This is a genomic window from Streptomyces filipinensis (genome assembly GCF_014649495.1).
Classification (GTDB): Bacteria; Actinomycetota; Actinomycetes; order Streptomycetales; family Streptomycetaceae; genus Streptomyces; species Streptomyces filipinensis.
The window spans coordinates 70,441-82,057 of record NZ_BMTD01000022.1; the positions used below are offsets into that span (position 1 = coordinate 70,441).

General features: G+C 73.3%; 9 protein-coding genes. 5 read left to right on the plus strand and 4 right to left on the minus strand.

The annotated features are described in order from the left end of the window. Positions 1 to 745: 745 nt before the first annotated feature. On the plus strand, positions 746 to 874 hold the full coding sequence (locus tag IE244_RS42905) for a hypothetical protein (protein WP_268252923.1): 129 nt from the start codon (positions 746 to 748) through the stop codon (positions 872 to 874). Positions 875 to 905: 31 nt separating this feature from the next. Next, positions 906 to 1,670: a bestrophin-like domain gene (locus IE244_RS34965; protein ID WP_191877604.1), complete on the plus strand. Its 765-nt coding sequence runs from the start codon at positions 906 to 908 to the stop codon at positions 1,668 to 1,670. 154 nt (positions 1,671 to 1,824) lie between these two features. On the opposite strand, the gene IE244_RS34970 is transcribed toward IE244_RS34965, so the two are convergent. Beyond that, positions 1,825 to 2,598 carry a hypothetical protein gene (locus IE244_RS34970; protein ID WP_191877605.1) on the minus strand — a complete coding sequence of 258 codons (774 nt, stop codon included), beginning with the start codon at positions 2,596 to 2,598 and terminating at the stop codon, positions 1,825 to 1,827. Between the two features lie 333 nt (positions 2,599 to 2,931). On the opposite strand from IE244_RS34970, the gene IE244_RS34975 reads away from it, so the two are divergent. After that, on the plus strand, positions 2,932 to 3,603 hold the full coding sequence (locus IE244_RS34975) for a class F sortase (RefSeq protein ID WP_191877606.1): 672 nt from the start codon (positions 2,932 to 2,934) through the stop codon (positions 3,601 to 3,603). Positions 3,604 to 3,636: 33 nt separating this feature from the next. Here IE244_RS34975 and IE244_RS34980 read toward each other — a convergent pair whose 3' ends face one another. Further along, complete coding sequence (locus tag IE244_RS34980; protein WP_191877607.1) at positions 3,637 to 4,473, minus strand: polysaccharide deacetylase family protein; 837 nt, start codon at positions 4,471 to 4,473, stop codon at positions 3,637 to 3,639. 170 nt (positions 4,474 to 4,643) lie between these two features. On the opposite strand from IE244_RS34980, the gene IE244_RS34985 reads away from it, so the two are divergent. After that, positions 4,644 to 6,131 carry an MFS transporter gene (locus tag IE244_RS34985; RefSeq protein ID WP_191877608.1) on the plus strand — a complete coding sequence of 496 codons (1,488 nt, stop codon included), beginning with the start codon at positions 4,644 to 4,646 and terminating at the stop codon, positions 6,129 to 6,131. Here the strand turns inward: IE244_RS34985 and lysX are convergent. Next, positions 6,085 to 9,366 carry a bifunctional lysylphosphatidylglycerol synthetase/lysine--tRNA ligase LysX gene (gene lysX, locus IE244_RS34990; protein ID WP_191877609.1) on the minus strand — a complete coding sequence of 1,094 codons (3,282 nt, stop codon included), beginning with the start codon at positions 9,364 to 9,366 and terminating at the stop codon, positions 6,085 to 6,087. The two genes, IE244_RS34985 and lysX, sit on opposite strands and share 47 nt — an antisense overlap. Before the next feature lie 499 nt (positions 9,367 to 9,865). Here lysX and IE244_RS34995 point away from each other — a divergent pair, with 499 nt between their 5' ends. Continuing rightward, a complete protein-coding gene (locus IE244_RS34995; protein WP_191877610.1) occupies positions 9,866 to 10,342 on the plus strand; it encodes a universal stress protein in 477 nt (158 codons plus the stop codon). Here IE244_RS34995 and IE244_RS35000 read toward each other — a convergent pair. After that, the gene (locus tag IE244_RS35000) at positions 10,278 to 11,522 is read right to left on the minus strand and encodes an MFS transporter (protein ID WP_191877611.1); all 1,245 of its coding nucleotides are present in this window, start codon (positions 11,520 to 11,522) and stop codon (positions 10,278 to 10,280) included. The two genes, IE244_RS34995 and IE244_RS35000, sit on opposite strands and share 65 nt — an antisense overlap. Positions 11,523 to 11,617: the final 95 nt, after the last annotated feature.

The window sequence follows — 11,617 nt, forward strand, 5'->3', positions numbered from 1 at the left end:
TCCAACTCCCCATCATCGCCTGGATGTTGCAGCGCTCTGCCGCGTCGCCGCACAGCCATGGGTACGCACCGAGGGGGGCGGAGCGTTCAACGGGGAGGGGAAGTTCTCCGGGAAATCTTTCCGGATCCTGTGACACGCGCCGTCACGAGCGGCTCGCACAGACGTGCATATCGCACCACCGGCACAGTTCACCTGTTCAAACCATTGATCGCATCATGTCCCCCCTTAGGGGCAATCCCGGCGCACTACGGCGTACGACCGGGTTCGACACCCCATGATCTTCGTCGTGCATGGACCCGAAGCGACCCGATGCGCGCCCGCCGCACGGGTGTTGGCCCTGGTGACGCTGACCTGGACCCTGGTGGGCTGCCCGGTCGGCAGCGCGTCGGCCGACGCCTGTGCGTACGCCTCCACGGGCCCGGAGGGCCCGGTGGCGACGGCCTACGCCGGCGGGCAGCACTGGCCCGCCCTGCCGCCCTGCCCCGAACCCACCCCTGCGACGCCCACCCCCACACCACCCCCACCTCCGCCCCCGCCGCCTTCGCCCACGCCGGCACCGCCCAGGCCGAAGCCGAAGCCGGCCCCGCGCCCCGCGCCGAAGCCCAGCCCGAAGCCGAAGCCACCACCCCGCCCGGTCCCGGCTCCGCCGGCACCCCGGCCGGCAGCCACACCGACACCCGCCCCGGCGCCGGCTCCCCGGCCCAGGCCGGCCCCGAGGCCCACCTCGCGGCCGCTGGCGACGCGCGTGAGCTATCCGGCGTACCACCCGCACCCCACCGCGCACACCGCGCCCGACCACACCTCGCCGGTCACCTACGTCCTGCTCATCACCGTTCCGGCGATCGTAGCCGTCGCGGCCCTGCGCCCGCGCTGACGCGCCGGCCGCTCACTTCTGGAGGCACCTGTTGTCGGATTGGCTTGTTCTCGTCCTCGCGATGCTGGCGGCCTGTGCCGTGGTGATCGTCATCACCGTCCTGCGGCACAAGCGGGCGCCCGAGGACGAGGACCCCAACGAGACCCCGGACGTCATCGAGTACATGACGATGTGGATCGGCGTGGTCTACGCCATCGTCCTCGGCCTGGCCATCGCGGGCGTGTGGGAGGCCCGCAGCTCGGCCCAGGACTATGTGCAGTCCGAGGCCCAGGCGCTGCACGAGATCTCGGAGCGGGTCCGGGTCTATCCGCCGGAGGTCCGTGACCGGATCCGGGACGATGTCAACACCTATGTCGGCTACGTCGTGCACCACGAGTGGAAGACGATGGCCCACGACGAGCGCGTCACCGACCGCGGCACCGAACTGCTGCAGAAGATCCGCCAGGACGTCACCGACTACCAGCCGAAGAACGACTTCGAGGCGCAGGCCTACCAGCCGCTGCTGGACCAGATCACCGCCGCCGACCAGGCGCGCAACGCCCGCGCCGACTCCACCGGGGCCACCATGCCGCCGGTGGTGTGGTGGGGGCTGCTCACCGGGGCGCTGATCACCATCGGCATGGTCTTCGCGCTGCAGATCCGGCGCACCCGTCGCGAGTTGGTGCTGGCCGGGCTGTTCTCCGCGACCATCGCGTTCATGCTGTTCCTGATCTGGGACTTCGACGCCCCCTACAGCCGGGGCATCGCGGTGACCGCGGAGCCGTTCATGAACCTGTTCCCGGGCATCACCGGCTAGCACCAAGGCAGGGGACGTTCGCCGGGGCGCGAGCACCCGGCATCGGCGGCCTGCCCGAGCCCGCCCTCGCCCCGGCTCCCCTGGGGGGCCGGGGCGTCGCCGTGCGACGTGCGCCGTGCGAAGGGGAGGAACCGGCGGGCCGGACGACAAGGCCTCAGACCCTCCTCACAAGCCGTCGGCGGAACAGGAACGTGCCGCCCCCGAGGGCCGCGGAGGCCACGAGTCCGCTGCCGATGGCCACGTCGGCCGGCGTGGCACCGCTGGAGATGCTTCCGCCCAGACCGCCCTGGACGCCGCCGATCACCGTGAACGCGTCCGGCCGGGTCAGGGTTCTGCCGTCGCAGCGAACGGTGATGGAGTACAGGCCGGGGCGGGCGTCGTGGTCGATCCAGGTGGTGCCGCGCGAGGTGTCGTCGCGGAACGGGTTGAGCTGGGTGGGAGGGAAGACGCGGGAGGTCGCGGTGCCGCCCCGGCAGCCTTCCGCGGTGATGGTGAGCCGGCCGCCGCTGGGGACCACGTTGGGCACGGCGAAGATGTCCCGCGGGCCCCGGAAGTCGTCACCCCGCCCGCCGTTGCCCCGGCCACCGAAGTCGTCACCCCGGCCTTCGTCGCCCCGGCCGAAGTCGTCCCCGCGACCGCGGCCGTCGCGGCGTCCGTTGTTGTTGAAGTGACCGTTGATGTTGAAGTTTCCGCTGAACCCGCTGTTCGGGTCGAAGCCCCCGCCGGGCGCCACACCGACGCCGGGCGCCACACCGACGCCGGGGGCCACGCCCACACCGGGTGCCACGCCCCCGCCCGGGTTCACGCCCACGCCGGGGGTGGACGGGCCGCCGCCGTTGCCCATGCCGTCCGCGACGGCCACAGGGGCGGCGAGCCCGAGCATGGCGACCGCGGTGCATGCCGCCGCCAGGGCACGTTGGTTTCGCATGTGATCCTCCGCGGGAGGCGCCCCGGGTCCCGTCCCCGGTGGATCGGCGAGAAAACACCTCCCGGGACGACCCTCAAGCGCGCGGAACACGCCCGCATGTCGAGAATGGTCCGTCCTGGTGAGACGACACGCCGAAGCAAAAGCACACAATCTGATATTCCTGCAGGTCACGGACCGTCAGAAAATTCCTGGGAACGGCAACTCGGATGGCGCACCACAAGGCCTGCCGGCCACCCGTTCGCCACTTGCCCCGTCGCCCGGCGCCTGCGCGGGATTTAGCGTTTTCCCATGCGTGAGGGACGTGGCGACGACCGCGTCGAGAGGGGATGGCGAATGTCTGCGTCCGAGCTGGCCGAGCTTGCCGAAGCGGAGGAGCTGCGGAAGAGGCGCGCCCCGTGGGGCGTGATAGCGCTTCTTCTGCTGACCGGCCTCGCACTCATCCGGAACGGGTCGGGGGAGTTCGACGTCGGTCCGCCGCAGCCCGCTTCGGCCGCGGCCCCGGACAGCCGGACCAACCTCGGCACCTTCACCGCCGGTCCGGCGCCGCTCGCCTTCTCCGCCGTGGACCGGGTCCGGATTCCCGCGATCCAGGTGGACGCGCCGGTCACGCCCGTCGGTCTGAACACCGACGGCTGGGTCGGCGCGCCGCCGCCCGAGGACCCCAACCTGGCGGGCTGGTTCACGGGTGCGGTCTCCCCCGGCGAGAACGGCACCGCCGTCATCGTCGGCCACGTCGACAACAAACAGGGTCCCGCCGTGTTCTACGGACTCGGGGCCCTGAAAAAGGGAAACCGCATCGAGGTCCTGCGCAATGACGGAAAGACCGCGGTCTTCGAGACGTACGGGGTCGAGGTCTTCTCGAAAGCCGGTTTTCCCGGCGAGCGGGTGTACGGGGCGAAGGGCACACCGGAATTGCGGGTCATCACCTGCGGCGGCGACTTTTCCAAGAAGAACGGTTACGACGGAAATGTCGTCGTCTTCGCCCGCCTGGTCGCGGTGAACTGAACCACCGCGGCCGGGCGGAAGCAGGGCCGGGGCTCACGCGCGTCTGCGCGGCACGGTCAGGTGATAACCGGAGTCGAGGAGATGGGGCAGCCATTCGCGGATCGCGTGGACGGTCTGCGAGCGATCGCCCCCGGCGTCGTGGGAGAGCACCACGACGCCGGGGGCGGCGCCGTGCTCCACCCGGTCGATGATGACGTCGGTACCGGGTGTGTCCCAGTCGGTGGTGTCGACCGTCCAGGCCATCGGTTCCATGCCCATCTCCGCGCCCAGCTGGAACGCGGCCCGGTTCCAGGCACCGTAGGGTGCGCGGAACCACTGCGGGCGCTCGCCGTAGGTGTCCTCGATGATGTCGCTCGTGCGCTCCATCTCGGAGCGGATCTCCTTGCGGTTGAGCGTCGTCAGCAGCGGGTGCGTCCAGGTGTGGTTGCCGACGACATGGCCCTCCTCGGCCATCCGGGCCACGAGTTCCCGGTACTTGACGACGCACTCGCCGCACACGAAGAACATCGCCCGCACGTCGTACTCGGCGAGGGTGTCCAGGATGTGCGGTGTGTAGTGCGGGTTGGGGCCGTCGTCGAAGGTCAGCATCATGTTCCGGCCACGGCCGGAGATCCGCAGGATGGGTTCCCTGCGTGTCTTCAGTCTGCGCGGCGCCGCGCGTGGCGGTCCGTCACCGGTGAGCGGCTGGAGCCGGAAGGCGGACGACTTGAGCGCCTGACGGGCCTGCGGGCCGGCGACAGGAGCGGGGGCGGTCTCCGTGGTCTCCCCGGCGCCGCTCGCCAGGAAGGCTCCGGCGGTACCCGCGGCCCCCAGCGCGGCGGCGCCGGCGAGGAGCATCCGGCGCCGCGTGAAGAACTGATCATTCTGCATGACTCATCAGTCGCCCCGCCGCGCTCGGGCGCACCGCAACAGCACCGGCGCGGTGGCGGGAATACACCCGGACGGCGGAGCGCGGGTGCGGTGGTGGCCCCGTGGACCGCGCTTCTGATAAGCAGTCGGTCCGCAGCAACTGCCGGGACGGATACGGGGGTCGAGCCGAGTTGGCCGCACACGGGGGTACGAACACAGGGCCGGGCGGCATACCGCGCGGCGCATGCGCGGTGGTGCTGCTGGCCGTCGCCCAGTTCCTGGTCGTCTTCGACACGACGGCCTTCGCGGTGGCGCTGCCGTTGGTCGCGCGCGACTGGGGACTCGCCACCGCCGGACTGACCTGGCTGCTGTCCGCCTACAGCGTGTGCTTCGCCGCGCTGCCGGTGCTCGCGGGAGCCCTCGGCAGGGCCTTCGGGCAGCGGCGGGTGCTGATGGGCGGGCTCGCGCTGTCGAGCGTCGCCGCGGCGGCCCCGGCGGTGTTCTCCGCCGCCTGGGTGCTGATGGCCTCGCGGGCGGTGCAGGGCATCGCGGCGGCGGCGATGACGGCCGGTGCGCTGGCGCTGATCGACGCGACGCATCCCGCGGGCCCGGCCCGTGACCGGGCGCTCGACGTGCACTTCGCGGTCGTGGCCTGCGCCACCCCGGCGGCGCTGCTGCCGTGCACCCTGCTGCTGGACGTCTCGGAGACCGAGAAGACGATCTTCTGGGTGCAGGCCGCCGCCGGGGTGCTGCTCCTGCTGCTGGTCCCGCTGGCGCTGGACGAGTCCGTGCCCGAGCCCGCTGCCCGGCGCCGGGTGGGAGCTGCCGCGCTGGCGGTCGTTCCGCTGGGCTTCCTGGCCTGGTTCGCCGACTGGCTCGGGGACCGGAGCGTGTCCGCGACCACGGTCATCGTCATCGCGGTGGCCGGTGCGCTGGTGCCGTCCGTGATGGGCTGGTTCGGCCGTGGCGAGGGCGTGCCGGAGCTGCTGTCACGACTGCACCGGGAGCGGGCCGCGTGGGGCGCCTACACGGTGGTGGCGCTGCTGGCGGCGGGCCTGTCCGGTGTCGTCCTCGTCCTCACCTTCGCCCTGCAGACGGTCGGCGGTCTCTCTCCGATGCAGGTCGGCTGGGCCCTGCTGCCCGCCGTCGCCGGGGTGGTGCTGGGCTGTCTGGTGCTGCCCGGCCTCGCGGTCCGGCTCGGTCTCGGCGCCGCGGTGGCCGGGGCGTGCGCCGTGGCGGCCGCCGGGTTCGTCCTGCTCGGTCTGCCGGGGACGGGGTTCCGGTTCGCGGACGTGCTGCTGCCGCTGCTGCTGATCGCCTTCGGCTGCGGTGTGCTCGCGCTGCCCGTGGGCTTCGCGCGGTCCGGGAGCGGTGCGCTGCCCCGGGGCCTGAACTCCTCCCGGCAGCTCGGCGCCGGGCTGGGCGCGTCGCTGTTCGTCGGGATCGTCACGGTCGCCCAGCAGCGGTGGGGGGCGGTCCCCTTCTCCCGCCTGAAGGAGTACCAGGCCCTCCTCACGGGCGCGTTCCGTGACTGCTTCGGACTCGGTGCGGCCCTCTGTCTGACCGCCGCGGCGATCGCCCTGCTGACCCTGCCCCGGCGCGGCGCGCTGGTGACCGGTGCGGACCCGGGCGTCAGCGACGGCGCACCAGCGGGAACGGCAGGGTCTCCCGGATCGTGAGGCCGGTCAGGAACATCACCAGCCGGTCGACCCCGATGCCGAGGCCGCCGGTCGGGGGCATGGCGTACTCCAGGGCCTGCAGGAAGTCCTCGTCCAGCTCCATGGCCTCCGGGTCGCCGCCGGCGGCCAGCAGCGACTGTGCCGTGAGCCGCCGGCGCTGTTCGACGGGGTCGGTCAACTCGGAGTAGGCGGTGCCGAGTTCGGTGCCGAAGGCGACGAGGTCCCAGCGTTCGGCGAGCCGCGGGTCGGCGCGGTGCTGCCGGGTCAGCGGGGAGACCTCGGTCGGGAAGTCCTTGTAGAAGGTGGGGAACCGCGTGCGTTCCTCGACGATGCGCTCGTACATCTCCAGGACGACGTCCCCGGGCCCGTCGTCGGCGGTGTACGGCACCCCCGTCCGGTCGCACAGCCGGTGCAGGCGCAGCAGTTCGGAGCCGGGGCCGATCTCCTCCCCCAGCGCCTCGGAGAGCGCGCCGTAGACGGTCTTGACCGGCCAGCGCCCGGAGATGTCGTACTCCTGCCCGTCCTTGCGGGCCACCGGGGCGCCGAAGGCGGCGGTCGCCGCGCCCTGGATCAGCTCGCGGGTGAGGTCGAGCATGACGTCGTAGTCGGCGTAGGCCTGGTAGGCCTCCAGCATCGTGAACTCGGGGTTGTGCTTGTAGGAGACGCCCTCGTTGCGGAAGGTGCGGCCCAGTTCGAAGACCTTCTCCAGGCCACCGACGCACAGCCGCTTCAGATACAGCTCCGGGGCGATGCGCAGGTACAGATCCAGGTCGTAGGCGTTGATGTGGGTGGTGAAGGGGCGGGCGTTGGCGCCACCGTGGATCTGCTGCAGCATCGGGGTCTCGACCTCGACGTAGCCACGGTCCAGCAGGCCCTGGCGCAGGGCCTGTACGGCGGCGGAGCGGGCGCGGATCACGGTGCGTGCGGCGGGGCTGGTCGCGAGGTCGAGGTAGCGGCGGCGGACCCGGGCCTCCGGGTCGGTGAGGCCGCGGCGTTTGTCGGGCAGCGGGCGCAGGCACTTGCCGGTGAGCTGCCAGGAGGTGGCGAAGACAGTGGGTTCGCCCTTGTCGCTGAGGCCGGCACGGCCGGTGACGGTGATGTGGTCGCCGATGTCGGTGTCCGCCGTGAAGCGGTCGAGGGCGGCGGCGCCGGACCCGTCGCGGGTGAGGGCGATCTGGTGGTCACCGGACCAGTCGCGCAGCACGGCGAAGACGATGCCGCCGAAGTCGCGGACCAGCATGAGCCGTCCGGCCACGGTGACGTCCTCGCCGGGGGGCACGTCGGCGAGGGCGTGGGTGGGGGCGGGGACACCGACCGGGTAGGGGTCGGTGCCGGCGGCGCGCAGCCGGTCGAGTGTGCGGTGCCGGACGCGGACCTGGTCGGGCAGGCCCGCGTCCGGGGCGGCGGGCCCGGCCTGGTCCCCTCCGTCGAGGCCGAGCGCCGTCAGAGGCGGCAGCCCGTGCGTGGTGGCGGGCCGCTGCCCGGTCTTCGGGTGCCCCTTTCCCCAGAGTTTGCGCAACGACGGTACGGAGACGAAGCCTTCGGCGATCCCGGAGGCGAGGCCGATGCGGGCGAGGGAGGTGGTCTCGCCGTAGCAGATGAACCGCGGATACCACTCGGGGTGGTATTTGGCGTTGGAGCGGTACAGGGCCTCCAGCTGCCACCAGCGGGAGAAGAACAGCAGCAGGCGGCGCCAGAGCCTGAGGACGGGGCCGGCGCCGATGCGGGCGCCCTCCTCGAAGACGGACCGGAAGACGGCGAAGTTCAGGGAGATCCGGCGGACGCGCAGCTTGGGGGCGGCGGCGCACAGTTCGGCGACCATGAACTCCATGACCCCGTTGGGGGCCGCGCGGTCACGGCGCATCAGGTCCAGGGAGATGCCGTCGCGGCCCCAGGGCACGAAGGAGAGCAGGGCGAGGAGCCGGCCGTCCTCGCCGAGGGCCTCCACCAGCAGGCAGTCGCCGTCGGCGGGGTCGCCGAGCCGGTCCAGGGCCATGGAGAACCCGCGTTCGGTCTCGGTGTCGCGCCAGGCGTCGGCCTTGTCGACGATCTCCTCCATCTCGCGGTCGGTGAGGGTGGCGTGGCGGCGGATGCGGCAGGTGGCGCCGGTGCGGCGGACCCGGTGCGCGGCCTGCCGGGTCACCCGCATGTCGCGGCCGTCCAGGTCGAAGGCGGCCACGTGCACGATCGCCTCGTCACCGAGCTGGAGCGCGCCGAGTCCGGCGCGGGCGTAGGCGCGGGCGCCGTCCTCGGAGGCGCCCATCACGGCGGGCGCCCAGGCGTAGCGGCGGGCCACGTCCAGCCAGGCGGCGATGGCGTGCGGCCAGGCCTCGGAGTCGCCGACCGGGTCGCCGCTGGCGAGGCAGACGCCGGCCTCCACGCGGTAGGTGACGGCGGCCTTGCCGCTGGCCGAGAAGACGACGGCCTTGTCGCGGCGGGTGGCGAAGTAGCCGAGGGAGTCCCGGTCGCCGTAGGCCGCGAGGAGGGCGCGGATGCGGGCTTCCTCGTCGTCGTGCAGGGCGGCTTCCAGGCGCTGGGACCGGAAGAGCGTGGTGGCGGCGTTGAGCAGGGCGAGGGCGCCGAACAGGCCGAGCACGAAGGTGACCGCGCGGGGCGGGTGGCCGGCGAAGGAGCTGTTCGAGACCAGTCCGCCGCACACCCGGTCGGCGGCCCAGGCCAGGTGCTGGCTCGCCGGCAGCGTGCCGGGGAACAGCAGGACCAGGCCCCAGCCGAGCAGGATCGCCACGGCGAGCCCGGCCACCAGCACCCCGAGGGCACGCCACAGGGCGGCGCGGCGCGAGGCGGCGTAGAACTCCCTGCGGGCCAGAACGAGCAGGAGCAGCAGCAGGGCGCACAGCACGAGGGACGGCAGTGACTCGGCGTACATCCCGAGGGCCACGCCGAGCGCGTCGGTGAGGACGAGCAGGCCGAGATAGACGACGACCAGCCACCAGGCGACCTTCTTGCGGGCGGCGGTGGCACCGGCGAGCAGGAACAGGAAGACGGCGTAGGCGAGATTGGCGCTGACGGGCACCAGCAGCAGGTCGATGGCGTGCGCGACCGGGCGGAGCAGTCGGCGCAGCGGTTCGACGAGCGCGAGCACGGCGCACAGCAGGGCGAGTGCGGCGAAGAGCGTCCCGAAGGCCTCGGGCACCCAGCCGAGGCGCCCGCCGGCGGGCGGGCGTATCGGGGCCGTGGGGTCCTTCCGTGCGACGGGCTCCGCGCTGGCGGTCATGGTTCCGACTGTAGGAAGGGGGCGCGCGGCTCGCCCGTCGAACCGGAGCCGGGGGCGGACACCGCGGCGTCGTGCGGGTGCGCCCGCGGGGCGCTGCGGGGACCTCGGCGCCGACCGCGCGCCCCACGGCCTGGGCGCCCCACTCCCGAAGCCGCGCCACACGGCCTCGGCGCTCCGGTCCCGGACCGTGCGCCCGCTGCCCGCCGCGCGCGGCGGGCAGCGGGCAGCGGGCAGCGCCGAAGCGGTCATCGTCGCGTCGGTACCGGGCGCCCGCGCCGCGCAGGCCGACGTCCCCGTGGCGAGGCGGTGCGCGCCCGCGGCAAGGGTCCGCCCGGGCTCCCCGAGTCGTGCGACGAGGCCGGTCCCCCGCCCGTCGGGGCGTCCCACCGGTCAGCCGCGGAACCGGTCACGGCGGTGCCGGCCCGGTCGGGCCGTCTGCCGCCCGGTGCGAAGGGCCCCACGGCGCTGCGGGAACCGGGGATTCCGATAGCCTCACGTCGTGACGGAACAGCACGAGCAGCACACGCCCGCGCACCGGTTCGAGCGAGGCACGGACGGGCCGAAGGTCATCGTGGTCGGGGTCGACGGCTCCGACTCCTCACTGCGCGCCGCGGCGTACGCGGGCGGGCTCGCCCGGCGCCAGCACGCGCTGCTGGCCGTGGTGTACGTGCAGCCGGTGCTGGCGGCCGGAGCGGCGCTCGGGGCTCCGGTGGCGGAGACGACCGACGAGATCGCCGAGGACCTGATCCAGCAGATCCGGGAGGCGGCCGAGCGGGTCAAGGGGATATTCGAGGTGCGCTGGGAGTTCCACACCTTCCGCGGCGACCCCTACAGCGGGCTGGTGAAGGCGGCCGACGAACTGCGGGCGGACGCGGTGGTCGTGGGCGCCTCGGAGCAGGCCGGGCACCGGATCATCGGCTCCGTGGCGGTGCGGCTGGTGAAGGCGGGACGCTGGCCGGTGACGGTCGTCCCGTAGGGCGCCCCAGCAGCGGCGGGGTCGCCAGCAGCAGCACCCCGGCGACGGCGAGCGCGGTGCGCGGGCCGGCGAGGGTGGCCAGCAGGCCCCACAGGGCGGTCACCGCGGCCGTGGTGGCCTTGCTGGTGACCGACCACGCGGCGAGGGTACGGGCCACCCGGTCGGCCGGGGTCAGCTCCAGGCGCTCGGCGGCGTAGAGCGGGCTGAACACACCCGCGCTGGTGATCAGACCGGCCTCGACCACCATCACCACGAGCAGGCCGGGTACGCCGGGGCCGACGAAGGCCAGCCCGACGGACCAGCAGGCGCGCAGCACGCCCGACGCGAACAGCACCCGCCGACGGCCGTACCGGGTGGCCAGCGGGCGGGCCAGCCGGGAGCCGAGCAGCCCGCCGAGGCAGGGCACGGCGAAGGCGAGGCCGTACTGCCAGGGCGCGAAGCCGAGCGGGCCGAGCATGAGGACCGAGAGCACCGGCTGGCCGGCCATGATCAGGGCGTTGACGACGAGCACGTTGAGGAACAGGGGGCGCAGCTCGGGGCTGCTGAGGATGTGCCGCCAGCCTTCGAGCACGTCCCTGGCGCGGAACACGTCGGGACGGCGTTCGGGGCGGGCCTCGTCCGCGCCGATCGCGCGGATGCCGAGGGCGGACAGCAGATAGCTGACGGCGTCGGCGGCCACCGTCGTCAGCGGGCCGAGCAGGCCGGCCGCGGCACCGCCGAGCGGCGGCCCGAGCACGGTGGCCGTCCAGGTCGTGGACTCGAACCGGCTGGTGGCGGTGAGCAGCCCCGCCGGGGGCACGAGCGCCTTGAGATGGGCGCCGGAGGCGGCGGTGAAGGTGATGTCGGCCGCCGCGACCACCACGGAGACGGCCAGCAGCTGGCCGAAGCCGAGCACCCCGAGCCCGTAGGCGGCCGGCAGCGTCAGCAGCGCGGCGCAGCGCACCAGGTCGGCCGCGATCATCACCGGCCGCTTGCGGCGGAACTCCACCCAGGGCCCGAGCGGTACGGCGGCGACCGCGCCGACGGCCGTGCCGGTGGCGTCGAGCACCGCCACCTGGGCGGATCCGGCGTGCAGCACGAGGACGGCGATCATCGCGAAGGCGTCGAAGGCGAGCCAGGTGCCCAAGGTGCTGACGGAGTACGCGGCCCACAGCCATCCGAACTGCCGCCCGAGCTTCATGCACAGCCTCCCCGTCCCGCCCTCCGCCGACCCGGGACATGAAATCCAGCGGGCCGGGGCCGGAGCAAACAACCGGGAGGACAGGAGCCACAACC

Coding starts and splice junctions, on each gene's coding strand:
- IE244_RS34970 (WP_191877605.1), bottom strand. CDS start 2,598: ATGCGAAACCAACGTGCCCTGGCGGCGGCATGCACCGCGGTCGCCATG.
- IE244_RS34975 (WP_191877606.1), top strand. CDS start 2,932: ATGTCTGCGTCCGAGCTGGCCGAGCTTGCCGAAGCGGAGGAGCTGCGG.
- IE244_RS34980 (WP_191877607.1), bottom strand. CDS start 4,473: ATGCAGAATGATCAGTTCTTCACGCGGCGCCGGATGCTCCTCGCCGGC.
- lysX (WP_191877609.1), bottom strand. CDS start 9,366: ATGACCGCCAGCGCGGAGCCCGTCGCACGGAAGGACCCCACGGCCCCG.
- IE244_RS35000 (WP_191877611.1), bottom strand. CDS start 11,522: ATGAAGCTCGGGCGGCAGTTCGGATGGCTGTGGGCCGCGTACTCCGTC.